General features: G+C 65.4%; 14 protein-coding genes, 1 pseudogene and 1 riboswitch. Of the genes and pseudogenes, 10 read left to right on the plus strand and 5 right to left on the minus strand.

Annotation, left to right across the window (positions count from 1 at the left end):
* Window positions 1-9 precede the first annotated feature (9 nt).
* Window positions 10-4,866, plus strand: coding sequence for an Hpt domain-containing protein (locus D6C00_RS09720; protein WP_158675382.1), 4,857 nt, complete (start codon window positions 10-12; stop codon window positions 4,864-4,866).
* Window position 4,867: 1 nt separating this feature from the next.
* A complete protein-coding gene (locus D6C00_RS09725) occupies window positions 4,868-5,305 on the plus strand; it encodes a chemotaxis protein CheW (RefSeq protein ID WP_125181546.1) in 438 nt (145 codons plus the stop codon).
* 4,004 nt (window positions 5,306-9,309) lie between these two features.
* Here D6C00_RS09725 and D6C00_RS09730 read toward each other — a convergent pair.
* Window positions 9,310-9,525, minus strand: coding sequence for a hypothetical protein (locus tag D6C00_RS09730; protein ID WP_125181547.1), 216 nt, complete (start codon window positions 9,523-9,525; stop codon window positions 9,310-9,312).
* 511 nt (window positions 9,526-10,036) lie between these two features.
* Between D6C00_RS09730 and D6C00_RS09735 the strand changes: the two genes are divergently transcribed.
* The 3 genes and pseudogenes from D6C00_RS09735 to D6C00_RS09745 all read left to right on the plus strand — a co-directional run bounded on the left by D6C00_RS09735 (window position 10,037) and on the right by D6C00_RS09745 (window position 13,314).
* Window positions 10,037-11,242 (plus strand): sensor histidine kinase, encoded by a 1,206-nt coding sequence (locus tag D6C00_RS09735; protein ID WP_125181548.1) that lies wholly within the window; start codon window positions 10,037-10,039, stop codon window positions 11,240-11,242.
* Window positions 11,239-12,646 (plus strand): annotated as a pseudogene (locus D6C00_RS09740) (sigma-54-dependent transcriptional regulator). The gene D6C00_RS09735 and the pseudogene D6C00_RS09740 overlap by 4 nt, the downstream one beginning before the upstream one ends.
* Before the next feature lie 227 nt (window positions 12,647-12,873).
* Entirely contained in the window at window positions 12,874-13,314 is a 441-nt protein-coding gene (locus D6C00_RS09745; RefSeq protein ID WP_241546844.1) for a DUF4168 domain-containing protein, read from the plus strand.
* A 91-nt stretch (window positions 13,315-13,405) separates the two neighbouring features.
* Here D6C00_RS09745 and D6C00_RS09750 read toward each other — a convergent pair whose 3' ends face one another.
* The 4 genes from D6C00_RS09750 to metK form a co-directional block, all read right to left on the minus strand.
* On the minus strand, window positions 13,406-14,137 hold the full coding sequence (locus D6C00_RS09750; RefSeq protein WP_125181549.1) for a 16S rRNA (uracil(1498)-N(3))-methyltransferase: 732 nt from the start codon (window positions 14,135-14,137) through the stop codon (window positions 13,406-13,408).
* A 98-nt stretch (window positions 14,138-14,235) separates the two neighbouring features.
* Window positions 14,236-15,093: a methylenetetrahydrofolate reductase [NAD(P)H] gene (gene metF, locus D6C00_RS09755; RefSeq protein ID WP_125181550.1), complete on the minus strand. Its 858-nt coding sequence runs from the start codon at window positions 15,091-15,093 to the stop codon at window positions 14,236-14,238.
* Between the two features lie 103 nt (window positions 15,094-15,196).
* On the minus strand, window positions 15,197-16,609 hold the full coding sequence (ahcY, locus tag D6C00_RS09760) for an adenosylhomocysteinase (RefSeq protein WP_125181551.1): 1,413 nt from the start codon (window positions 16,607-16,609) through the stop codon (window positions 15,197-15,199).
* A gap of 15 nt (window positions 16,610-16,624) precedes the next feature.
* Window positions 16,625-16,754: riboswitch (S-adenosyl-L-homocysteine riboswitch) on the minus strand.
* A 39-nt stretch (window positions 16,755-16,793) separates the two neighbouring features.
* On the minus strand, window positions 16,794-17,960 hold the full coding sequence (metK, locus tag D6C00_RS09765) for a methionine adenosyltransferase (RefSeq protein WP_125181552.1): 1,167 nt from the start codon (window positions 17,958-17,960) through the stop codon (window positions 16,794-16,796).
* Between the two features lie 150 nt (window positions 17,961-18,110).
* Here metK and D6C00_RS09770 point away from each other — a divergent pair, with 150 nt between their 5' ends.
* The 5 genes from D6C00_RS09770 to D6C00_RS09790 all read left to right on the plus strand — a co-directional run bounded on the left by D6C00_RS09770 (window position 18,111) and on the right by D6C00_RS09790 (window position 24,215).
* Window positions 18,111-18,674, plus strand: coding sequence for a thioredoxin family protein (locus D6C00_RS09770; RefSeq protein WP_125181553.1), 564 nt, complete (start codon window positions 18,111-18,113; stop codon window positions 18,672-18,674).
* A 184-nt stretch (window positions 18,675-18,858) separates the two neighbouring features.
* Window positions 18,859-19,293 (plus strand): hypothetical protein, encoded by a 435-nt coding sequence (locus tag D6C00_RS09775; RefSeq protein ID WP_125181554.1) that lies wholly within the window; start codon window positions 18,859-18,861, stop codon window positions 19,291-19,293.
* 330 nt (window positions 19,294-19,623) lie between these two features.
* Window positions 19,624-21,612 (plus strand): transketolase, encoded by a 1,989-nt coding sequence (gene tkt, locus D6C00_RS09780; protein ID WP_125181555.1) that lies wholly within the window; start codon window positions 19,624-19,626, stop codon window positions 21,610-21,612.
* Between the two features lie 154 nt (window positions 21,613-21,766).
* A complete protein-coding gene (gap, locus tag D6C00_RS09785) occupies window positions 21,767-22,768 on the plus strand; it encodes a type I glyceraldehyde-3-phosphate dehydrogenase (RefSeq protein ID WP_125181556.1) in 1,002 nt (333 codons plus the stop codon).
* Window positions 22,769-23,030: 262 nt separating this feature from the next.
* On the plus strand, window positions 23,031-24,215 hold the full coding sequence (locus D6C00_RS09790; RefSeq protein WP_125181557.1) for a phosphoglycerate kinase: 1,185 nt from the start codon (window positions 23,031-23,033) through the stop codon (window positions 24,213-24,215).
* The last annotated feature ends 19 nt before the right edge of the window (window positions 24,216-24,234 follow it).

The raw sequence follows: 24,234 nt of genomic DNA on the forward strand, positions 1-24,234 counted from the left end.
AGTGGAGCCATGGATTTCAGTACGCTCAAGTGGGTGAAGTCGGAACTGGACGAGACCCTCAAGCAGGCCCGCCAGGCACTGGAGGCCTTCGTCGAGGATCCCGAGGACGATTCGCAGCTGCGCTTCTGTTCGGCGCACCTGCATCAGGTCTCCGGCACCCTGCAGATGGTCGAGCTCTACGGCGCCAGCATGCTGGCCGAGGAGATGGAAAAGCTGCTGCTGGCCCTGCAGAAGGGCGGCATCGCCCAGAAGGACGAGGCCCTGGAGCTGCTCATGCGCGGCATCCTGCAGCTGCCGGATTACCTGGACCGCCTGATCGCCGGCTACCAGGATATCCCCCTGGTGCTGCTGCCCCTGCTCAACGACCTGCGCGCCGTGCAGGGCGAGAGCCTGGTTTCGGAAAACGCCCTGTTCTCGCCCAACATCGATGCTCTCCTGCCGCAATCGGCCCTGGCCGAGACCGGGGATGCCACGCTCATCGAGCTGGCGCGCGGTCAGCGCCATGCCTATCAGGTCGCCCTGCTGGGCTGGTTCCGCGGACGTGATGTTGCCGCCAGCCTGGAACAGATGGAGACCGTGCTGGGCCGGCTGCAGGCAGCCAGTGCCTCTGCGCAGGCCCGCCGCCTGTGGTGGATCGCCCGCGGCCTGGTCCAGGCCCTGCGTGCGGACCGGATCGAGGTCAGCATGGCCACCAAGCTGCTGCTGGGCCAGGTCGACCGCCAGATCAAGCGGGTGATCGACGCCGACGAAGCCGCGCTGCAGCAGGAGCCGCCGGTCGAGCTGCTGAAGAACCTGCTGTTCTACGTCGCCCGCGCCCAGGACGCCGCGGGCCTGGCGGCCGAGATCCAGGCCACCTACCGGCTGGCCGAGCTGCTGCCGGATGAGGAGCAGATGGAACAGGCCCGCCAGAGCCTGAGCGGTCATAACATGGAATTGATGGCCACGGTCACGGCCGCCATCAAGGAGGATCTGGGCCGGATCAAGGATGCGCTGGATGTCTGCCTGCGCAGCAGCGAGCGCGATCCGGCCGCCCTGGCGCCGGCTGCCGAGACGCTCGACCGGGTCGGCGACACCCTCGGTATGCTGGGCATGGGCGCGCTGCGCAAGCAGATCGTCGAACAGGCCGGCATGATGCACGCCATGGTCGACGGTGAGCGCGGCATCGAGGACGATCAGCTGATGCAGACCGCCAGTGCCGTGCTCTATGTGGAGTCCTCGCTTGACGGCCTGCTGCATGGTGACGTGCGTCAGGCGGATTTCGCCGACGAGTCCCGGCAGATCGAGGCCATCGTGCCGGAGAGCGAATTCAACCAGGTCCGCGGCGTGGTGGCCGACGAGGCGATCCGCGACATCGCCCGCGCCAAGGACAGCATCCTGCAGTACATCGAAACACCGGACAACTTCGCCCTGCTCGAGCCCGTTCCGGCCCTGTTCAGCCAGATCAAGGGCAGTCTGCTGCTGCTCAATGAAAACCCTGCCGCCGAGCTGCTGGCGCAGCTGGCGGAGTTCGTCGACGAACAGATGCTGGGCCGGCAGCGCCGGCTTTCCGAATCCGAGCTGGACCTGCTCGCCGATGCCATCTCCAGTATCGAGTACTTCCTCGAGAATCTGCAGGAGCGCAAGGTCTTCAGCGGCTCTATCCTGGACGTGGCCCGCGACAGTCTGAACCGGCTGACCGGTGCCGAGGCCGCCGGATCCGCGGTGCAGGCGGATGCGGGCGCCCCGGCGCAAACCGCCATGCCCGAGGGCGGGCCCGACAGCGGCGAGACCGCGATCGAGGCCGGTGACGACGAGGTGATCGAGATCCCGGCACTGGAAACGGAGGAGCCGGAGGAGACGGCCGCGCCGTCGGATGCCTTCGAGGTGATCGAGCTTGAGTCCTCGGAGGGTCCCGAGGTCGAGGCCTTCGACGCCGATCTGGTCGATACCGACACGCTGGAGTCCATCGAGATCGATCTGTCCGAGGACGCGTCCGCAGCCGGGGCGGAAGCGCCCGCCACGGAAGCGGCACCCGCACCGCTGGCGCAGGAACTGCCCTATCCCGTGCTGGAAGGCGGGGACGTCGACGACGAGATCCTGGAAATCTTTATCGAGGAGGCGACCGAGGAGGTCGCCGCCATCCGTGAGCGGCTGCCGCGCTGGCTGGACGATGCCGGCGACCAGGAGGCCATGAACGAGATCCGCCGCTCCTTCCATACCCTCAAGGGCAGCGGCCGGCTGGTCGGTGCCATGCTGATCGGCGAATTCGCCTGGACCTTCGAGAACATGCTCAACCGTCTGATCGACGGCACCATCGAGCGTGGCGATGTGATGTGCCGGCTGCTGCAGGCCGCGGCCGATGTCCTTCCCGAACTGGTCGCTCAGATCCAGGGCCAGGAGGGGCTGAGCCGGGACGTCAGCGCCATGATGCAGGCCGCCGAGGCCCTGGCCCGCGGCGAGACCCCGGAGCCGGCGGGCTTCGAGGCGCCGGTCGCTGCAGCGCCGGAACCGGCGGCTGAGCCTGAGCCGGTGGAACAGGAACCGGTCGAGGCGGAAGCGGCACCTACTGCCGGGGCCGGGGTCGAAACCGAACCGGCCGAACCGGTCATAGACCCGGTGCTGTTCGAGATCTTCGACAACGAGGCACGCGAGCATATCGGCAGCATCCGTGAGTATCTCGACGCGGCCGAGGCAAGCGGCGACAGCAGCGTCACCGACGCACTGATCCGCGCCGTGCATACCCTGCATGGCAGTGCCCACATGGCCGGTGCGGCCCGGGTGGCCGCAATCGCCGCCGAGATGGAACGCTACACCAAGGCGTTGCTGCAGGCGGGGGTGCAGATCCCCGGGTCCGGCCGCCAGTGCCTGGCCCGCGCGGTGGACATGGTCGAGACCCTGATTCCACTGCTGCAGCAGGGTGACGCCGACCTGCCCGACAGCGATGAGCTGATCCAGCGCCTGCGCGCCCTGCCGCGGGAGGCGGAGATGCTGCTGGAACAGGGCGTGCCGGAAGCCACGCCGGGCAGCAGCCATCCCTGGTCGCCCGAGCAGGAAGAGGAAGTCCCGGCAGCCGGGGCCGACGCGCTGGAGGCGGACGAGGTCATCGAGATCGAGGCGGCCGGCCCGGCGCCGGAGGCGACAGCCGGGCCCGAACCCGAAATCGAACTCGACGCCGGTTCCCCGGCCGAAGCCGAACCGGAACCCGCGCCGGCAGCCGGGGTTGAAGCCGAGGCCGACCAGGAACTCATCGACATCTTCCTGGAGGAGGGCGACGAGATCCTGGACAATGCCGAACAGGTACTGCAGCAGTGGATCCGCCAGCCTGACGACGCCGAGCTGATGGCCGCCATGCAGCGCGACCTGCACACCCTCAAGGGCGGCGCGCGGATGGCGAATCTGGCGCCCATCGGCGACCTGACCCATCACCTGGAATCCCTCATGATCGCCGCCGGCGACGGCCAGGTCGCGCCCTCGCAGGAGCTGTTCGATCTGATGCAGCTGGCGCAGGACCGCCTGGTGCAGATGCTGGAGGCGGTCAAGGCCGGACAGGGTCTGCCTGCGGCCGGGGATCTGATCCCGCGCATCGAGCGCATTCGCAAGGGCGAGCCGCCGGCTCCCGATCCGGGCGCTGCGCCGGCGCCGACAGAGGCACCCGCGGCCGCGGCAGCGGATGACGTCGAGGCCGTACCGATCCCGCCGGTCGAGGAGATTCCCCGGGCCCAGCCCGAACGCCAGGAACGCACCCAGCAGGAGCTGGTGCGCATCCGCGCCGACCTGCTCGATGCCATGGTCAACCATGCCGGCGAGATCAGCATCTACCGCTCGCGCCTGGAGCAGCAGGTCGGCGCCTTCCGCTTCAATCTTACCGAGCTGGGCCAGACGGTCGCGCGCATGCGCGAGCAGCTGCGCAAGATGGAGATCGAGACCGAGGCGCAGGTGCTGTCGCGCTACGAGCGCGAATACGCCGAGGCCGCGGAACAGGACGAGGACTTCGACCCCCTGGAGATGGACCGCTACTCCACCCTGCAGACCCTGTCGCGCTCCATGATGGAATCCATCAGCGACATGGGCAGCCTGCAGACCCTGCTGGACAATATCACCCGCGAGTCCGAGACCCTGCTGCTGCAGCAGTCGCGCGTGAACACCGACCTGTCCGAGGGGTTGATGCGTACCCGCATGGTGCCCTTCTCCGGCCTGGCCCCGCGCCTGCGGCGCATCGTGCGCCAGGTCTGCCAGGAGGTGGGCAAGCGGGCCGAGCTGGAGATCGAGGGTGCGGAGAGCGAGATGGACCGTACCGTCATCGATCGCATCATCGCCCCGCTCGAGCACATGCTGCGTAACGCCATTGCCCATGGCATCGAGACGCCGGAGCGGCGGCTCGAACAGGGCAAGCCGGAGACCGGGAGCATCCGCCTGACACTGCGCCGTGAAGGCTCCGAAGTGGTGGTACGCATCGCCGACGATGGCGCCGGCATGGACATCGAGGCTATCCGCGCCAAGGCCCGCGAGCGTGGTTTCATCACCGACGACACCGATTTCACCGACAACGAGATCATGCAGTTCGTGCTGGAGACCGGCTTTTCCACCGCCAGCGAGGTCACCCAGGTCGCAGGTCGTGGCGTGGGCATGGACGTGGTCAACAGCGAGGTCAAGCAGCTCGGTGGCTCGCTGCACATCGATTCCGCCGCCGGTCAGGGTACCAGTTTCACCATCCGCCTGCCCTTCACCCTGGCTATGAGGCCAGGCCCTGCTGGTGCAGGTGCACGAGGAGACCTACGCCATCCCGCTGACCGGCATCGAGGGCATCGTGCGCATGCCGCAGGAGCAGCTGGAAGCCCATTACGCCGATCCCGAGAAGAAGTTCAGCTACGCCGGGTAATACTATGACGTGCGTTACCTGGGCAGCATGCTCGGCCTCGGCGAGCCGACGCTCGGCGTCGCCGGTCAGCCCAAGCGCCTGCCGGTGCTGCTGGTGCGCACCGGCGATCACCACATGGCGCTGCAGGTGGATACCCTGCTGGGCAGCCGTGAGACGGTGGTCAAGTCGGTCGGCCCCCAGATCAGCACGGTGCGCGGCATCTCCGGCGCGACCATCCTCGGTGACGGCCGGGTGGTGCTGATCCTGGATCTGGGCGGGCTGCTGCGCGCCGGCGAGATCACCACTCACCTCGGCGGCGAGTCGGGGGCACCGGCGCCGGTGGCGGAGGCCGACCGGGCCCTGCACGTGATGGTGGTCGACGACTCCATCACCGTGCGCAAGGTCACCACCCGTCTGCTGGAGCGCAACGGGATGGATGTGAACAACCGGCAAAAAGACCTCCATTAATTGCTTCCGACCCCCCCCCCCCCCCCCGTGGCCAATCTGCAGTAACACATTCCCGGACTTGAATGCTGCCGATATCGGATTGCCGCGCATGGATGGCTTCAGAGCTGGCGACCCACATCCAGCCAACGGCCACGGCAAGGAAACTCCCCAATTCATCATATCACCCTCGCGTAACCGGCGAGAAAGCATCGCCAGCGGGCCATGGACATCGGGGTGGATTACTACCTGGGCAAGCCGTATCAGGAGCAGCAGCTGCTCGATACCCATCCAGCAGGTGATCAGGATCGCAGAGGCCAAATGCGGAACAGGGTTCTCCCGGGCTAGCGGGTCCCGGGCCCTGAATCACGGCCATGGAAGGAACAGGAGGCAATACCTGCGCAAGCTGCGCTCCGAAGCCAGTGGTCCTGAGCGTGGTGACCGGTTTTTCAAGCCGGGTGTTGCCGAAATCGACATCGAGGCGGGTCCGCGCCCAGCCCCTGCCGAGGATGACCCCCTGGTCCATACTGCGGGACGGCGAAGCCCGAGCAGGCCAATCGACGAAACTCGAGCTTGTTGTCGAGGAGGTCGAGGGGCCGTTTGCTGGTTTTCACGAGGGCCGCCGGTGGCCGCCGCGACCCGGGCCCCTTGGGGCGCCAAGCCTTGGCGGCCGCCCCCCAAGCCCTCGAAGCCGCCTGGGTCTGGCCGGGCGAGCCCGCGGCCGCCGCAATCCGGAACCGTACTCAAGCCCGTTCCCCGGCCGAGGACGGGCGGCGGTCAACCCGCCCCCGGCCGCGCCGCTGTGCAGATCGTCCGCCTCCCAGGAGCGGCCGCCCCGGCCGCGGCCGCCGGGGGGCGGTCTGGGTGCTGGGCGCCCTTCGTTGGTGGGCCCGCAGGCAGTTGGGCGCGCACCTTTTCCGGCCGCCCTGGATGGCCAGGCCCGCCGCCGGTGGGGCTGGGTGGCGCTGGCGCAGCACACTCGGCGATGCCTTTCGTGCCCGCTGGCTGGGCCCCGAACAGCTGCCAGCGCATGAACCCGGCAGACCGTCCGCCCCCCGCCTGCCGAAGGGTAAGCCCCGAATTCTCGGACCAGGTCACGCCCATGGTGGCCGTGGGTCCCCCCCCCCCCCCCCCCCCCACGGCGGCTTTACCCTGACCGAGCAGGGCCTGATCGCCCCTGACGGGCCGAAGTCCATCCCCGGGGTGACCGGCCCAGCCATCGACGGATGTCATGGAGAGGGTGGCTTTATCAGGGCCAATCTCAACTGTGGCCCCGTCCAATCTTCAGCGGCATGGCCGATGGACGGCAGCCAGCGGCGCGCGGCCCTGCCCGTCGTGCGCGCCGGCGGTACAAGTTTTCGCCCCAAGTCCGCCGACACCCTTGTGTCATAAGCAGCCATGCCGGACGCCGGTGCGGAGCGCGGGGCACCACGGTTTCAGCGACTCAGGCCCCGCCCACCCCCCCGAATGAGCTTGCCCGGACGCATGCCTCAAATGGATCGCCGAGCGCAGGCCCAGTCCCGCCAACTTATAGGTATAGAGGCCCCACCACGCATGGAAGCCTTGTGCAGACCAAGGTTCGACATTCCTGGCTGGTTCCCCGCCCCCTCCCGGGACCGCCCATCTTCCTGGTACCCAATATCGCCAAATCCGCCGAGCTGATTCCCCTGGCAGCCCGCTGCGCCGGTCGAAAATATGCACCGGACGGCTGTTGAATGGGGAAAATGCTGACCTGGCGCCGGGTACGAGCTGCCGGTGATCTCCTTTCGAAGCCGTCGCGGTGACGACCGGCCGACCGCCGACGGCAGGCCGCAACATCGCGTTTGATGAATTCGGGTCAAGGGCCGAGCGGGCGTGCCCCTTCTAAATGCCCCTGGGCAACTTGCCGTCATCCCGCATCCGGCGCGCCCTGGGCCGAGGGCCCCGATCACTTGCAGAATAACCGGCCGCCTTCGACCAGCGGGCCGCGGCCAGCGGCGAACTGGCACGGGGTGCAAGATTCGAGGATCAGGCGCCCATCATCCCCGACCCTGGAATTGCGCATGGAGAACGCTGGCCGCGGGAAATTACGTCCGCCAGGTGGCCTTGATTTTCCCGCGTTCGGTTGTTTTTCAAGCCCGGAATGAAACACGGGATCAGGAAAGCCGGCGTCTGCCTGTTTTTCCTTTCCTGTACCGCAGTGCTGTTCCTAGTGACATCCGCGTAGATTTTTCCTTCCCGGATCGTGATCACGCCCCGGGGTTTTCTGAAATGAGGGGGTCCTTCCCCCTCAACCATGGCGCCCACCGCCCTGGGCCTGTTCTGGGTCCGCTTTTCTGGTTTCTAGCCTGGTTGTTCATGGAAGGCGCCCGGGGCAATGGGACGGCGGGCGCCCTGGCAGGTGGCGGCACTGAACCGCGCTGATGGCCGGTCTGGTGGGTGACCGAGGCCCGTGGCCCATTCCGGTGACGGCGCGGCCTGCCGGGGGCCCTTGGCTTGCCTACCTTGCTGGGCCGTGATGGTATCACCACGCCGGCCGGCGGCCCTATTGCCAATCCCCGCTGATCTTTTCTGTTTTCGCCTGGGCCCGCGCCTTCATGATCGCGGGGGCCGCCCTTCAGCGCTGGACCTTGCACCTGCGGCCAATCGCCCTGCGCATTCCTGGGGCTGGCGGGGCCACAGCCTGGGCCGGCTGGTGGCCCGGCCGTCAATGCTGCGACACGGCCTCTGAGCATGTGGGTTGAGCCAATAACCGCCCACAGCTGCCGCTGGATGCTGCCGAATGCGGGATCTCGGTACTGGTGCTGCCTGGAAGAGCAGGACGTGGGATGTCGCTTCCCGGTTACACAGCCGCAACTTTCGCCCCTGGCCCTGCCTGCTGGGGATCGCCTTCGGTGCAATAATCGGCGGCATTGCCCACCCTCATCGGTACTCCACGCCCAATGCCCTGCTGCCGGTTATCTGCCGAGCAGCACGGTTTTTTACAGGTCGGCTCGTACCATGGATGGGCGTGGGGCCTGCCCGCGTCCCTGCCCTGCTTGCTGGCCCCGTGGCTGTTGGATACTGTGCCGCCCGCGTTCATTTTCCCCTGCCGTCGGCCCACGGGGCATATCGAAGGGGATCGAGTCCAACTGATAGATCACCCAGCGGGCGGCCCTGGGCAGGATGTTCCGTACCGAAGGCCCGGTAAGCACTTGGTGTTCGTCGCCGTGGGCCCTGGCCTGGCACTCGGCCCGGCCCGCTGCTGGAACTGCTGCTGCCCGGGCCCCTCGGACTGAAGCGACCCCGGCCCATCGCCGTGCTGGGGGCCAATTGCTGCTGTTCCATGATACCCGCCGGTTTGCGGCCCACCGGGCGGGCTTGCGGCAGTGGGAGGCCGACCCGCGAGCTTGCCTGGGGGTGCTGGTGCTGGGGTCGGCGGCGGTGCATGAAGCCTGGGCCCCCCCCCGTGGCCGGATCACGGCAAGCGGCCTTGGTGAACGTGGTGGCCTGCCCCTGGGGGAATCTGGGCGGCTGGCCGCTGTGGCCTCTGGGTATTGGCTGGTGGCCCTGGTGGCGATGGCCTGCTCAGCATGTCCCCAACCAGCAATTACCACCGCACTTGCCGCGACCTTACTGCCGCTGGCCCGCGGCCCTGGCGCTACCCTGGGGGCACTTATCGCCGTTTGCTTGGCCTTGGCCGTGCCCCGGGGTGGCGCTCGCCGGCCCTCCCCGCCTGCGCCCTTCATGGCTGCCCGGTGGCCACCCCCTCCCCAATGCCCATCGTGTTCGGCAGCGGCCCTGCCTACGGTGGCCCGACATGGTTCGGGCCCGGCTTGGGCAGCTGAGCCTGCTGCGCGGGCAACAAGGGGGTGGTTCTAGTGGTCCTTGTTCTGGTTGAGTCGTGCTGGGGTAAGCCTGGACTCAGGGCGTTGCCTGACGCCGATGGTGAGAAGCGTGTCTTGAAGAGCCTGGCCTGGTCCTCGGTCCAGAATGGCCGCTTGGTGACGCACCACGGCAGGGACCGGTTCGAACCCGAGCGGGTCTGGGTGACTGATGCAGGGTTTAGCCTACGCACGCGGACAATCAGGGTAAGGGTGGAGTAAATAGCGCATACTGGAAAAGTTTTCTGACCCGGGCTTCCCCACTCGGATCTCGCCGATGCCATAGCCTTCATCCGGCTCGCCGATGCTGTGCTCGACAAGCTCCACGCAGTCCTCTCCGGCCAGAGCCGGGGCGACCGCGCCGGCGAGCAGGGCCAGCGCCAGGAAAAGTTCGGATTTCATGACCACTCCATTCGATTGAATCTGGCCCGGTGATTGCACCTTCCGTGCCACTGTGCGCGTTCGGTGAGCCGGGGCTGAAACCGTCTCTACAGGACTGGCCGATCATTGATAATAGCATGTATTTCAATTAATTGAATGCGTGTATACGGTTTATGGCACGGCTTTGGGATCGGTGGCCGGAATGTTACAGGGGGTGGGGACACGGGTGTTCATGTGTCAAAATGGCGCACTCCGGATGTTTTCCTGAGGACAGTATGGAGATCCAACACTACAACCTGCGCAGTGCCCTGCTGGTCTTTGTGCTGCTGCCCCTGCTGGTGCTGGCCGGCCTGGCCGGCTGGTATACGTTACAGCTGCTGGAGGCGCAGGGCGAAAAGCCGCATGCGGGATTTGAAATCGATCTGTGCCCGGTGCTATCCGCCAGACCCTGTGTCATCCATCGAGCAGGGACGCGAGGCAGCCTGGGACCAGGCGCGGATCGGGCACCGCATCAGGCGCGTGTACGGCGTCTATGTTCTATGACGCCGACGGCAACCGCATCGGTACCAGCGGTCCGACGGCGCCTGCGGCCGGCTCGAGGCGGGCGGCCGAACTCGTCTCCGAGGGTGATCGCCAGGACGAGTTCCAGCGGGTGGAGGGCGGCGAGGATGTTTATTCCTATTTCCTGCCCCTGGCCGACAGCGGCGGGCGGATCAGCGGCCTGCTGCAGGTCACGCGACGCACCAGCGAGTTCAGTGACTATATCGCCCGACTGCGCTATCAGGGCCTGGCGGTGTTGATTGTGACCACGCTACTGCTGACCGCCGTCATCTATGTCGGCCACCACAAGGCCGTGGGTTCGCATGTGCGCGCCATGCTGACAGTGATGCGCCAGGTCAGCCGCGGCCAGCGTGACCGGCGCCTGCCTACCCGCGGCCCGCGCGAGCTGAGCCAGCTGGCGGTGGGCATCAACCGGATGCTGGAAAGCCTGACCACCCAGCGCGAGGTGCTGGATCGGCACCGGCGCGAGCAGGCCCGACTGGAGGACCGTCTGCATCAGTCCGAGCGCATGGCCGCCATCGGTCGGCTGGCCGCAGGCGTGGCGCACGAGTTGGGCGCCCCGCTCAATGTGGTGGACGGCAAGGCGCAGCGCGCCCTGCGCCAGCCCGGACTCGAGCCCGGGTTGGCGCAGGGGCTGGAGGACATCCGGCATGAGGTCAGACGGATGAATTTCATTGTCCGGCAGCTGATGGATTTCGGCCGCAGCAACCCGCTGCAGTGTCAGCCGGAGCGGGCCGACCGGCTGGTGCGCGCGGTCCAGGCCCAGTTCGGGGACGAGGCCGGGAGACGCGGCATCGCCCTGGAGGTGACAGGAGACGAACCGGTGCCGGTGCTGTCGCTGGACCGGCTGCGAATGGAGCAGGCACTGTCGAACCTGGCGCGCAATGCCCTGCACGCGGCGAGCACGCGAGTGCGCCTGGGCTGGTTCGGCGGGGGCGGACAGGCCGGCTTCGTGATCGAGGACGACGGCCCGGGTATCCCCGAGGCCGAACGCGGGAAGGTATTCGAACCCTTCTACACCACCAAGGGGGTGGCGGAGGGGACCGGTTTGGGCCTGGCCGTCGCCGCGGCTGCGGTCAAGGATCACGGGGGCAGCATCGAGATCGACACCAGCCCCCTCGGCGGGGCGAGGTTCCGCATCCTGCTGGACTCCCCGGCGCTGGAGACGCCGGCATGAGCACAGAACGGGAGGCAGCGGAAACGGCCGAGGCGCAGCGGATCCTGGTGGTGGAGGACGATGCCGCCCTGCGCGCCCTGCTGGTCGAGGAATTGCAGGATGCCGGCTATGCCGCCGAGGCAGTCGGCGACGCCGAGCAGGCCTGGCAACGGCTGCAGCAGGAACAGGAACCGGCGCTGGTCATCAGTGACCTGCGGCTGCCCGGCGCCGATGCCATGGCCCTGCTCGCGCAGGTGCGCCAGCTGCCGGTCGCGCCCGGCTTCATCATCATCACCGCCTTCGGTACGGTCTCCCAGGCCGTGGCAGCGCTCAAGCAGGGCGCGGACGACTTCCTGACCAAGCCCGTGGACCTGGAACATCTGCTGATGAGTGTGCGGCGGGTGAGTGAGACCCGGCGGCTGCGTCTGGAACTGGCCCGCTACCGGGCCCTGCTCGGGGAGGCGGATTTTCACGGCATGGTGGGGCGCAGCACACCCATGCAGCGCCTGTATGCCCAGATCCGCCAGATCGCCCGGGCCACCGGCCCGGTGCTGATCGAGGGTGAAAGCGGTACCGGCAAGGAGCTGGTCGCCCGGGCCCTGCACCGGGAAAGCGACCGGGCGGGCGGGCCCTTTGTCGCGGTCAACTGCGCCGCCATCCCCGCCGAGCTGCTGGAAAGCGAACTGTTCGGGCATGCCGCCGGCGCCTTCTCCGGGGCGCAGAAGGCCCGCCGTGGCCTGTTCCTGGAGGCCAGCGGCGGCAGTCTGCTGCTGGACGAGATCGGCGAGCTGCCGCAGGCGATGCAGGCCAAGTTGCTGCGGGTGCTGCAGGAACAGTCACTGCGCCCGGTGGGCAGCAACCGCGAGGAACGGGTCGATGTCCGTATCCTGGCCGCCACACAACAGTGATCTGGCACGCGAGGTGGGCGAGGGCGGTTTCCCGGGAGACCTGTACTACCGGCTCAACACCTTTGCCCTGCAGGTGCCGCCGCTGCGCGAGCGGGCCGAGGATCTGGAACTGCTGACGGCGCGTTTCATCGATCAGTTCAGCGCCCGCCAGGATCATCCGGTGCAGGGCATCACCCAGGCGGCCCTGCGTCGGCTCCAGGCCTACAGCTTTCCGGGCAATGTGCGGGAGCTGGCCAACATCATCGAATGGGCCGTGACCTTCTGCCATGAAAGTCAGATCGATACGGGGCATCTGCCGGAGCGACTGGCCAGTGCCGATATGCTCGAGCCCGCCGGTTCCGGTGTGCCGCCCTGGTTCGGGAGCCCGCAGGCACTGCCCACGCTGGCCCAGGTGGAGCGGCGTTATATCGATCATGTCCTCGAGCAGGTGGAGGGGAACAAGCGCCAGGCCGCGCAGATACTGGGCATCGGGCGCCGTACCCTGTATCGCCGGCTGGGCGAGGATGACAGCGATTGAACCGGCGCATCCGGCACATGTGCCGTATTGTCACAGCAGAGGATGTTTTACGCGCCCTGCTGCACACGGCTCCGCGGCTCCGGCGGATGGCGGTCCGGACCTTTCAATAAACTGATATTGCGTGATTTTCGCAAGCGGCCGGTCGGTTGTGCCGGGGCTTCCACCGGGGCCTGGCATAGTGGTTGCTCCTGTAGCAGTGCCTTTTCATGAATTACAGGAGTTGAACGATGATGAAATCCGCACTCAAACCTCTGGTACTGGCCGCCCTTGGCCTGGGATTGTCCGTTGCCGCCCACGCCCAGGAATACGGGCAGGGCCAGGGTGGTTATCAGCAGCAGGGTCAGCCGCCCGCCGGCCAACAGCAGGGGCAGCCGCCCGCCGCTCAGCAGCCGGGTGGGGCTGCCGCGCCCCAGGTGGATCTCAGCGATCAGCAGGTCAGCCAGTTCAAGGCGGCCTTCGACGAGATCAGCACCATTCGCCAGGCCTATGCCGATGAACTGCAGAATGCCGAGGATCCGAACAAGGCGCGCGAACTGCAGCAGCAGGCGCAGTCCGAGATGGTGGAAGCCGTCGAGGATTCCGGTCTGTCCGTGCAGGACTATAACCGCATTGCCGGCGCCATCCAGCAGGACCCCGAGCTGCGCAGCCAGGTGCTGGGTACCAACTGAACCTCAGGTTCTGCCTCCTCCCTCTTGATTGCCCCGCATTGCGGGGTTTTTTTGTTCTGGCGTGAGGCGTGAGGCGTGAGGCGTGAGGGTATCAGGTGAGGTCGCCGTACAGGCACTGCAGGGCGGCCAGGGCGGCCAGGCCGGCGGTCTCGGTACGCAGGATGCGCGGGCCCAGGCGTACGCCCTGAAAACCGGCGTTGCGGGCCTGGCCGCGTTCCGACGCGCTGAGACCGCCTTCGGGACCGATCAGCAGGCTGAGGGCCCGCGTCGCCGCCAGGTCGTGCGGGCCGCGTTCCGCGGTCGGGTCCAGCAGCAGCCCGAGTCGGTCCGGGGTATGCGCGGCCAGGGCGGCGCTCAGGTTCTGCATGTCGGCCAGTTCCGGCAGGCGGTTGCGCCCGCACTGCTCGCAGGCGTGGATGATCACGCCGCGCCAGTGCTGCATGCGTTTGTTCAGCCGTTCGCCGCTGAGTTTGACCTGGCTGCGTTCGGTGGCCAGGGGTACGACGCGGCTCACGCCCAGTTCCACCGCCTTCTGCAGGATCAGGTCCATCTTCTCGCCGCGCGCGATACCCTGCAGCAGCGCGATATCCAGCGGGGATTCGCGTTTCTGATCGATGAATTCCCTAATGCTAACCTGCGCCCCCTCGCGTCGGGTGTCCTCGAGGGTGGCGCAATATTCGCCGCCCTCGCCGTTGAACAGGATCAGGCTGTCGCCGACCTGCAGGCGCAGTACCTTGACGGCGTGACGCTGGGCGCGTGGATCGAGCTGGACAGTGCTGCCACTGGTGAGAGGCTGGGGCAGGTAGATGCGGGGCGTGGGCATGCGCTGGGGATTTCCGATGGCTGAAAAGAATGACGGGAAGCATAAAACAATGCTTCCCGTCATTCATCGGCCGTGGACCGGATGGCCCGGGTGACCGCTTATTCCCGAACCGGCAGGCCCAGGTTCTTCCAGATCGCGATGGTCGGCGCCGAACGGTTCATCACATAGAAGTGAATGCCCGGCACGCCGGCGTCCAGCAGGCGCTGACACAGGTCGGTGACGACCTCTTCGCCGAATTTTCCGAGCGATTCCATGTCGTCGCCATAGGCGATCAGGCGCTGGCGGATCCAGCGCGGGATCTCCGCCCCGCAGGCATCGGAGAAGCGGGCCAGCTGCTTGTAGTTGGTGATGGGCATGATGCCCGGCACGATCGGCAGATCGATCCCCATCTTCTCGCAATCATCGACGAAGCGGAAATAGGCGTCGGCGTTGAAGAAGTACTGGGTGATCGCGGTATTGGCGCCCGCGTCGACCTTGCGCTTGAAGTTGTTCAGATCCTCGAAGGCAGTCGGCGCCTGGGGATGGAACTCCGGATAGGCCGCGACCTCGAGCTTGAAGCTGTCGCCGGTCTCGGCGCGAATGAATTCCACCAGTTCGTTGGCGTACTTGAACTCGCCGGTGTCGCGCATACCGGAGGGCATGTCGCCCCGGAGGGTGACGATACGGCGTACGCCCGCGTCTTTGTAGCGTTGCAACAGGGTGCGGATATTGTCCCTGGTCGAGCCGATGCAGGACAGGTGCGGTGCGGCATCGGTGCCGGACTTGATGATTTCGGCGACGGTTTCGAAAGTGCCTTCCTGGGTGCTGCCGCCGGCACCGAAGGTCACGGAATAGAAATTGGGGTTGAGTTTGTCCAGCCGCGAGCGGGCCAGGCGCAGCTTCTTCGCGCCTTCCTCCGTCTTGGGCGGGAAGAACTCAAAACTGAATGATTTATCGTACTTTTGCTGAGTTTTCATAGGCAGGCTTCATGATCTGTTGGCAGGTGAGTGATGAAAAGGCCGGCGCGCGGGCAGCGGCGGCTGCCGCTGCCCGTCGCCGGTGTTTCATTGTGCTGCCTGATCAGTAGCGGTAGTGCTCGGGCTTGTAGGGGCCCTCGACCGGAACGCCGATGTAGTCGGCCTGCTCCTTGCTCAGCTTGGTCAGCTTCGCACCGATCTTGTCCAGGTGCAGACGCGCGACCTCCTCATCCAGGTGCTTGGGCAGGATGTAGACGTCGTTGTCGTACTGGTCGCCCTTGCTGAACAGCTCGATCTGCGCCAGTACCTGGTTGGTAAAGGAGTTGGACATCACGAAGCTTGGGTGACCGGTGCCGCAGCCCAGGTTCACCAGACGGCCTTCGGCCAGCATGGTCACGCGGTGGCCGTCGGGGAAGACGATCTGGTCGACCTGCGGCTTGATGTTGATCCACTCGTGCTTGCGGGTCTGCTCGATCTGGATCTCGTTGTCAAAGTGACCGATGTTGCACACGATGGCCTGATCCTTCATCGCGGCCATGTGGTCATAGGTGATGATGTCCTTGTTACCGGTGGTGGTGACGAAGATATCGCCCAGCGGTGCGGCATCTTCCATGGTGACCACGCGATAGCCTTCCATCGCCGCCTGCAGGGCGCAGATCGGGTCGATCTCGGTGACCCATACGGTCGCACCCAGGCCGCGCAGCGACTGGGCCGAGCCCTTGCCGACGTCGCCGTAGCCGCAGACCACGCCGATCTTGCCGGCGATCATGGTGTCGGTGGCGCGCTTGATGCCGTCGACCAGCGACTCGCGGCAGCCGTACAGGTTGTCGAACTTGGACTTGGTTACCGAGTCGTTGACGTTGATGGCGGGGAAGGCCAGTTCGCCATTCCTGGACATCTCATACAGACGATGCACGCCGGTGGTGGTCTCCTCGGTCACGCCCTGGATGTTCTTCTTGATATTGGAGTACCAGTTAGGGGACTCCTTGAGCTTGGCCTTGATGGCGTTGAACAGGGCCACTTCCTCTTCGCTGCTCGGGTTGTCCAGCACGGAGAGGTCGGATTCGGCCTTGGTGCCCAGCATGATCAGCATGGTGGCGTCGCCGCCGTCATCCAGGATCATGTTCGGGGTCTCGTCGCCGAACTCCATCAGCTTATGGGTGAAGTCCCAGTACTCTTCCAGGCTCTCGCCCTTGTAGGCATAGACCGGAACGCCACTGGCGGCGATGGCCGCGGCGGCGTGGTCCTGAGTGGAGAAGATGTTGCATGACACCCAGCGCACCTCGGCGCCGAGTGCGACCAGCGTCTCGATCAGCACGGCGGTCTGGATGGTCATGTGCAGGCTGCCGGCGATCCGGGCGCCCTTGAGCGGCTGCTCGTCACGGTATTTCTCGCGGGTGGCGATCAGACCGGGCATTTCGGTCTCGGCGATTTCGATTTCCTTGCGACCCCAATCGGCGAGATTGATGTCGGCAACCTTGAAGTCAGTGAAGTTCTTGTCCATCACGGCGTTCATGTAGTTGGTCTCCCAAGTTACCGAGCGCAGTTGTTCATCCTGAACCCGCTTATCTCCGAGCCTGGCAGGAGGCGGCGGAGTTTATCGATCGGGGCGGACCCTGGTCGATAAACTCCGCGCTCCTGTTGCAACGCTCCTCGAAGTGCGGATGACCGTTATCTAACAGTCGTTGCTTACAAAAAAGTTACAGGCCGGCGCCGTCACGCAGCAGTTCGGCCTTGTCAGTCCGTTCCCAGGGCAGGTCGATGTCGTCCCGACCCAGATGCCCGTAGGCGGCGGTCTGCTGATACAGCGGCTGGAGCAGATCCAGCATGGTGATGATGCCCCAGGGGCGCAGGTCGAAATGCTCGCGCACCAGGGCGGTGATCCTGCTCTCCTCGACGTGATGGGTACCGAAGGTCTCCACCGTGATGGAGGTCGGCTCCGCCACGCCGATGGCGTAGGACACCTGCAGTTCGCAGCGGTCGGCAAGGCCGGCTGCGACGATGTTCTTAGCCACATAGCGGCAGGCATAGGCCGCCGAGCGGTCCACCTTGGACGGGTCCTTGCCCGAGAAGGCGCCGCCGCCATGGCGGGACATACCGCCGTAGGTGTCGACGATGATCTTGCGCCCGGTCAGGCCGCAGTCGCCCATCGGCCCGCCGATGACGAATTTGCCGGTCGGGTTGATGTGGATCTTGTCCTCATCGCACCCGGCCAGCCACTGTTCCGGGATCACCGGTTTTATGATCATCTCGAAGACGGCTTCCCGCAGCTCGGGCAGCGCGATCTCCGGAGCATGCTGGGTGGACAGCACGACGGCATCCACGCCCACCGGTTTCAGATTCTCGTAGCAGAACGTGACCTGGCTCTTGGCGTCCGGCCGCAGCCAGGGCAGTTCGCCGTTCCTGCGCAGTTCGGCCTGGCGGCGGACCAGGCGGTGCGCATAGGTGATCGGCGCCGGCATCAGCACGTCTGTCTCGTTGGTGGCGTAGCCGAACATCAGGCCCTGGTCGCCCGCGCCCTGCTGTTCGCGGCTGGCGCGGTCCACGCCCTGGCGGATGTCGGCGGACTGCTCGCCCAGGGCGTTGATCACGGCGCAGGTGTGGCCGTCGAAGCCGATGTCCGAGCTGGTGTAGCCGATGTCATTGACGGTGCGGCGCACCAGCTCTTCGTATCTGATGGTGGCGCCGGTGGTGATCTCGCCGGCCAGGACCACCATGCCGGTCTTGACCAGGGTCTCGCAGGCCACGCGGGCGTGCGGATCCTGGGCGATGATGGCGTCCAGCACGGCGTCCGAGATCTGGTCGCACATCTTGTCCGGGTGCCCCTCCGAGACGGACTCGGAGGTGAACAGGAAGTCGTTTGACATGTATTTTGGGTTACAGCCTCAAAGAGCCGGTCATCTTAACAAATATTTGCACAAATATATAGCCGGGTCCTTTCGTGAGCGCGGGTGCCGGGTATAATGAAAGGCAACAGGAATCGACCGAAACCCTAATGAAAGCGAGGAATTAGCGCCATGGTGTCGTTGGAAACCCCCGTATGCGACTTCGGCCGGCCGGCCGTCGACTTCTCTCTGCCCGGCGTGGACGGCCGGACCTGGACCCTGCAGGACTGCCGCGGTGAGAAGGGCCTGCTGGTGATGTTCATCTGCAACCACTGCCCCTACGTCAAGGCCGTGCGCGACCGTATCGTGCGTGATGCCCGGGAGTTGAAGGAGAAATACGGCATCAACAGCGTGGCCATCATGTCCAATGATCCGAGCGACTATCCCGAGGACAGCTTCGAGAACATGAAGCAGGTGGCCGGGGAATTCGATTTCCCCTTCCCCTACCTGATGGACGAGACCCAGGAAGTGGCCAAGGCCTATGGGGCGGTCTGCACCCCGGATTTCTTCGGCTACAACGCCGATCTGGAACTGCAGTACCGTGGCCGGCTGGATGAAAGCCGCAAGGAGGCCGCCGCGCCCGACGTGAAGCGCGACCTGTTCGAGGCCATGGTCCAGGTCGCCGAGACCGGTCAGGGTCCGGCCGAGCAGATCCCCAGCATGGGCTGCTCCATCAAGTGGAAGGAAGAGGCCTGAAGGGGGCGCTGGACTGGACACAAAGACCTCAACGCAAAGGCGCGGAGGTGCAAAGGACGCAAAGACTAATTTATTGAAATATATATAATACTCTGCGGTCTCTGCGCCTTTGCGCCTCTGCGTTGAAGGGGGTTTGCCAAACGGGCTTGCCTCCCCGGGCCGGTTGGGGATCATAATAAGGTATATGAACGGGTTCGAGACCTTCTTTCGGGATGAGCCGATTGAGGTCCGGGAGCTGACCCTCCCGGCCCGGGTCTACAATCTGGCCCACGTCGTCCTGCAGCGCTCGGGCCGGGAGTGCGTGTTCGTGCCCATCCGCAGCATGCAGTTCATGGGCGTGATCGACGCCGAGGAGATCATCTTCGTCGACATCCAGGCCAAGCACCTGGTCGAAGTCGCCTGGACGCATTTCCGCCCCCAGGTTCGCCAGTCCCTGGACGAGCCCGTTCCCTACCGGGTGGAGGTCTACCTGGAAAAGGGCCGGGAGAGCGCCAGGCGGCTCCAGGGCGAGTTCGCCAAGGCCTTGGAAGAAATGGAAAAACGTCATCTCGACCGGCAGCATTCCGAGCACGCCGGCGAGGTGCTCCCTCTGCCCGGCAGATCCCCCCGCCGCACCTGAGCCGTACCGGGCTAATGCCCGTATAAAATCCCCGGCCTGCCCCCGCTATTGCGACACCGCACCAACTAGGGGAAAATACGCCGCTCTCCCGGGCCCGGGTGATGCCTTTCCCAGTGCACCCCGTGGCTGAATGAGGCCGTAGACACGGCCGGCTCCCAGAACGGCCGGATGCGTGACATTTCATGCGCCCTCCGAGCAGGTACGGCGGTCGAGGGTGCATTTTCGTTTTACCGGGAAGAAAAACATCAGGTTTTGCGGCGGGGCCGCCTGTAGCGGACGGCGGCGCGCCTTCACAAGATTTCTTAAATAAAGCGTTTACAGGAGAGAGCTATGCCTTCTCGCAGAGAGCTTGCCAATGCCATTCGTGCACTGAGCATGGATGCCGTTCAGAAGGCCAAGTCCGGTCATCCCGGCGCCCCCATGGGCATGGCGGACATCGCCGAGGTGCTGTGGAACGATTTCCTCAAGCACAACCCGGCCAACCCGCACTGGTGGGACCGCGACCGTTTCGTGCTGTCCAACGGTCACGGCTCCATGCTGATCTACTCCCTGCTGCATCTCACCGGCTATGACCTGCCGATGGCAGAGCTGAAGAACTTCCGTCAGCTGCACTCCAGGACCCCGGGTCACCCCGAGTACGGCTACACCCCCGGTGTCGAGACCACCACCGGGCCGCTGGGTCAGGGCATCAGCAACGCCGTGGGCATGGCGCTGGCCGAGCGCTCCCTGGCCGCGCAGTTCAACCGTGACGGCCACCACATTGTCGACCATTACACCTACGTATTCATGGGTGACGGCTGCATGATGGAAGGCATCTCCCACGAGTCCTGCGCCCTGGCCGGCACCCTGGGCCTGGGCAAGCTGATCGCCTTCTGGGACGACAACGGCATCTCCATCGACGGCCACGTCGACACCTGGTTCACCGACGACACCCCCAAGCGCTTCGAGGCCTATGGCTGGCACGTGGTGCGCGGTGTGGACGGCCACGACCCGGAAGCCGTGGCCAAGGCCATCCATGAGGCCAAGTCGGTCAACGACAAGCCCACCCTGATCTGCACCAAGACCGTCATCGGCTACGGTGCCCCGAACCTGTGCGGCAGCCACGACTGCCACGGCGCCCCGCTGGGTGACGACGAGATCAAGGCCACCCGTGAGAACATCGACTGGAAGCACGAGCCCTTCGTGATCCCGGACGAGATCTACGCCGGCTGGGACGCCAGGGACAAGGGTACGAAGACCGAGGCCGAGTGGAACGAGAAATTCGCCGCCTACCGTGCCGCCTTCCCTGATCTGGCCGCCGAGTTCGAGCGCCGCATGAAGGGCGAGCTGCCGGCCAACTGGCAGGAGACCGCCGAGGCACTGATCAAGAGCTGCGACGAGGCCGGTGCCTCCGACCCGACCCGCAAGGCCTCCGGCAACGCCATCAAGGCCTTCGCCAAGGTACTGCCGGAATTCATCGGTGGCTCTGCCGACCTCACCCCGTCCAACAATACCTCCTGGCCGGAGTGCAAGCAGATCACCAACACGGTGGCTGACGGCAACTACATCTCCTACGGCGTGCGCGAGTTCGGCATGTCCGCCATCATCAACGGCATGACGCTGCACGGCGGTGTGAAGCCCTTCGGCGGCACCTTCCTGATGTTCTCCGAATACGCCCGCAACGCCCTGCGCATGGCCGCGCTGATGAAGGTGCCGAGCCTGTTCGTCTACACCCACGACTCCATCGGTCTGGGCGAAGACGGCCCCACCCACCAGCCGGTCGAGCAGATATCCACCCTGCGCCTGATGCCCAACATGTCGCTGTGGCGCCCCTGTGACACGGTCGAGACCGCCGTGGCCTGGAAAGCCGCCATTGAGCGGACCGACGGTCCCTCCTGCCTGGTGTTCTCGCGCCAGAACCTGGCTCACATGGAGCGCAGCGCCGATCAGATCGCCAATATCGCCCGCGGCGGCTACGTGCTGCGCGACTGCGACGGTGCTCCGGATGCCATCATCATCGCCACCGGTTCCGAGGTCGAGATCGCGGTCAAGGCCGCCGAGAGCCTCTCCGGCAAGAAGATCCGCGTGGTCTCCATGCCCTCGACCGACACCTTCGACGCCCAGGACGAGGCTTACAGGGAATCGGTCCTGCCGAAGTCCTGCACCAAACGGGTGGCCGTCGAGGCCGGTGTCACTGATTACTGGCGCAAGTACGTCGGCCTGGACGGCGCCGTGGTCGGCCTGGATCGCTTCGGCGAGTCCGCGCCGGCCGGTGAGCTGTTCAAGGAGTTCGGCTTCACCGCGGAGAACGTTGCCAAGGCAGTGGAAGGCATTCTGTAAGGACTTCTGCCCAGCAACCGTCATTGCGAGCGTAGCGCGGCAATCTCGTAATGCGGCAGGAACAGCAAGAGATTGCTTCGTCACTTCGTTCCTCGCAATGACGGTACAAAGATTTCGTGACTTAAAGTAGATACTCAGAAAATGGAGACAGACAATGGCAATTAAGATCGGTATCAATGGTTTCGGCCGCATCGGCCGCATGGTCTTCCGCGCCGTGGCGAAGGACTTCAAGGACATCGAGATCGTCGGCATCAACGACCTGCTGGAGCCTGAATATCTGGCCTACATGCTGAAGTACGACTCCGTGCACGGTCGCTTCGACGGTGACATCTCCGTCGAGGGCAACAATCTGGTCGTCAACGGCAAGAAGATCCGTCTGACCGCCGAGCGCGATCCGGCCGCCCTCAAGTGGGGTGACGTGGGCGCGGAGGTGGTGGTCGAGTCCACCGGCCTGTTCCTGACCGAAGAGACCGCGCAGAAGCACATCGATGCCGGCGCCAAGAAGGTGGTCATGTCGGCCCCGTCCAAGGACGCCACCCCCATGTTCGTCTATGGCGTCAACCACAGCGTCTATGCCGGCGAGACCATCGTCTCCGCCGCCTCCTGCACCACCAACTGCCTGGCCCCGGTGGCCAAGGTGCTGCACGACAAGTACGGCATCAAGCGCGGCCTGATGACCACCGTCCACGCCGCCACCGCCACCCAGAAGACCGTCGACGGTCCTTCCGCCAAGGACTGGCGCGGCGGCCGCGGCATCCTGGAGAACATCATTCCGTCCTCCACCGGTGCGGCCAAGGCCGTGGGCAAGGTGCTGCCGGATCTGAACGGCAAGCTGACCGGTATGGCCTTCCGTGTGCCGACCTCTGATGTCTCCGTGGTCGATCTGACCGTTGAGCTGAACAAGGACGCGAGCTACGACGACATCTGCGCCGCCATGAAGGCCGCCGCCGAAGGCGAGCTGAAGGGTGTCATGGGCTACACCGAGGAGAAGGTGGTCTCCACCGACTTCCGCGGCAACAGCGCCCCGTCCACCTTCGACGCCGAGGCCGGCATCGCCCTGGACGACACCTTCGTCAAGGTCGTGGCCTGGTACGACAACGAGTACGGCTACACCTGCAACATGATGCGCTTCGTGGAGCACGTCGCGAAGAACTGATGCCGCAGGTATCAGGGGCCAGGGGTCAGGGATCAGCGACAAGCTGTTCCCGGCCCCTGAAACCTGAGCCTTCTGCGGCTTCGGATGAACGGTGGTTAATTTATGCCGTCATCCCGGCGAAGGCCGGGATCCAGAAGCCGCAGTCGGTTTTCAAACCGCTGGATTCCGGCCTCCGCCGGAATGACGAGGTGGGTGGAAAACGATTTGTCATGCCTGCGGGCATCGCAAATCGCTTTCAACATATTAAATACAGGAGTTGTGCATGGCTTCCTTTACCAAGCTGACTGATCTCGACCTGGCCGGCAAGCGGGTGCTTATCCGCGCCGATCTGAATGTGCCGGTGAAAGACGGCAAGGTGACCTCCGACGCCCGCATCACCGCCTCCATGCCCACCATCGAACACTGCGTGAAGGCGGGTGCGAAGGTCATGGTGATGTCGCACCGCGGTCGTCCGGAGGAGGGCGTGGTCGATGAAGAGAATTCCATGCAGCCCATCGCCGAGGACATGTCGGCCAAGCTGGGCAGTGAGGTGCGACTGGTCAAGGGCTATCTGGAACAGGCCCCCGAGCTCGGCGACGGCGAAGTGGTGCTGCTGGAGAACGTGCGCTTCAACAAGGGCGAGAAGAAGGACGACGAGACCCTGGCCAAGAAATACGCCAGCCTGTGCGATATCTTCGTGATGGATGCCTTCGGCACCGCCCACCGCGCCCAGGCCTCGACCCACGGCGCCGGCAAGTTCGCCCCGGCCGCCTGCGCCGGCCTGCTGCTGGCCGAGGAGTTGGAGGCCCTGCAGAAGGCCCTGGCCAAGCCCAACCGGCCCATGGTCGCCATCGTCGGCGGCTCCAAGGTCTCCACCAAACTGACCGTGCTCGAGTCCCTGTCCACCAAGGTGGATCAGCTCATCGTCGGTGGCGGCATCGCCAACACCTTCATCAAGGCCGCCGGCTACAATGTCGGCAAGTCCCTCTACGAGCAGGACCTGGTGGCCGAGGCCAAGCGCCTGATGGATGCTGCTACCGCCAAGGGCGGCGAGATTCCGGTGCCGGTGGACGTGGTGGTCGGCAAGGAATTTTCCGAGACTGCCGAGGCCGTGACCAAGAAGGTCGACGAGGTCGCCGACGACGATATGATCTTCGACGTCGGTCCCGAAACGGCCGGCCGCTATGCCGAGATGCTCAAGAACGCCGGCACCATCGTCTGGAACGGTCCGGTCGGTGTATTCGAGTTCGATCAGTTCGGTGAAGGCACCCGGGCCCTGGGGCTGGCCATCGCCGAGTCCAACGGTTTCTCCATTGCCGGCGGCGGCGACACCATTGCGGCCATTCAGAAGTACGACATCTACGACAAGGTTTCCTACATCTCCACCGCCGGCGGCGCCTTCCTGGAGTTCCTGGAAGGCAAGACCCTGCCGGCAGTGGCGATGCTGGAGGAACGTGCGAAGGGGTGATTTTCAGTGAGGGGGTGAG

The organism is Thiohalobacter thiocyanaticus (genome assembly GCF_003932505.1).
GTDB classification, from domain to species: domain Bacteria; phylum Pseudomonadota; class Gammaproteobacteria; order Thiohalobacterales; family Thiohalobacteraceae; genus Thiohalobacter; species Thiohalobacter thiocyanaticus.